We start from the raw sequence: 1,472 nt of genomic DNA, 5'->3' as shown, positions 1-1,472 counted from the left end.
AAAAAAAATGAAATAAATTCAAAAAAAAATGTGTACGACTGCTTTCTTTATGCTGGTGAAGTGGATCTACTTGATATAAGAATAAATTATTTAGGAAGTAACGTATCAAAATTTATAGTTTTTGAAGCTGATCAAGATTTTCATGGCAAAAAAAGAAATATAATGGAATTGAAGTATGATAAAAATAAAGTACTTCATAAAATTATAAATTTCCCAAGTGATATTGAATTTCAAACTGCAAAAGACCGTGAATATTGGTTTAGAAATCAAATAAAAAATAATATTGATGAAGTTGAAGCAACCGATATATTGCTAATATCTGATGTTGATGAGATACCGAATAAGGTTATTATTGAAAAACTGCAAGGAGAAATAATTTATTTCGAACTTCTTTTCATGTATTTTTATTTTAATTACGTAAATATTTCATCTCCAAACTGGGTATCAAGTTTTGGCGGGAGTAAATGCGAAATTATTAAAAATGATTTAAATCACTTGCGATTTAAAAAGAAATGTGGAACAAAAATTATAAAAAATGCAGGATTTAGGTGGTATTGCTACAGTGAGAAAAAAATTACTCACTCTAGGTGATGAAGATATATTTTCAATGAGTCAAAGAAATGAAATATTGAAAAAAAATGATGATGAATTAGAAAAATTAATTATAAGTGGTAAAGATCTGTTTAGTCGAAAATTTAAGTGGTTATCATTTGATAAGCGTCATTTGAAAAGTTTTGATATTTATCCTGAAATTATCAAATATAATAATTACTTTATTCAAAGCAAAGGAAGTCGAATCTTCATAATTATATCTTCATTGATTCAGAGGTTATTTCCTAAAATACATTATTTATTTTATTCAAAGATTCTTTAAAATTATTAATTTATTAATAATAAGTTAATACAAAAAATTTAAGCCTTTTGAAGTGTATTTTAATTTAAAAAAATTTGAGAATGAAATATGGTCACTTGCCAATTCAATTGGACGGTTGGCTGCGAAGGCAATATTCCTGATAACTATCTTGAGTTTATTTCCTCATGATATACTATCAATATGGTATATTTTTTTAGCAATTCTCGGGATCGTGAGTATATTTGAGGCCGCTTACAAACCATTATTGTTACAGAAACTATCAAAACTTAGAGAAATTAAAGAAGATTGGTATAATTTATTAATAGTTTCTTTAAGAAATTATTCGAAAATATTTATACTCTTTATAGTTGTATTAGAGCTTAGTGGTATCATTTATTTTAAAATTTTTAAGAATATAAATATAATATTTTTGTGGTCAATTTTTGTTGTTTATATATCAATATTAAGTTACGCTTCTCTTTTTGGTAGTATAATATCATCATTTAAAAGTGTTAAGTATAGTCAAGTTGCAGAATTTTCTGGTAATGTATTAAGTTTAATAATATTGCTATTTTTATTTTCAATAAAGAAATTAGACGGAATGGCGCAATGCATCTTT

3 protein-coding genes are annotated in these 1,472 nt (G+C 24.7%); all 3 read left to right on the top strand.

Annotated elements, in window-relative coordinates:
* Positions 1 to 591, top strand: a 591-nt coding sequence (locus tag V7Q41_RS10095; protein ID WP_333845702.1) for a hypothetical protein, incomplete at its 5' end; no start/stop codon positions are given.
* Entirely contained in the window at positions 536 to 874 is a 339-nt protein-coding gene (locus V7Q41_RS10090; protein ID WP_333845701.1) for a hypothetical protein, read from the top strand. The genes V7Q41_RS10095 and V7Q41_RS10090, both read left to right, overlap by 56 nt.
* A 211-nt stretch (positions 875 to 1,085) precedes the next feature.
* Positions 1,086 to 1,472 (top strand): hypothetical protein (locus V7Q41_RS10085; RefSeq protein ID WP_333845700.1); only part of this gene is annotated, 387 nt, incomplete at its 3' end.

Origin of the sequence: Limnohabitans sp., from assembly GCF_036804465.1 — a bacterium.
Classification (GTDB): domain Bacteria; phylum Pseudomonadota; class Gammaproteobacteria; order Burkholderiales; family Burkholderiaceae_C; genus Limnohabitans.
The sequence above is the reverse complement of the archived record's forward strand: the minus strand, read 5'-3'. Positions and strand labels throughout refer to the sequence as shown.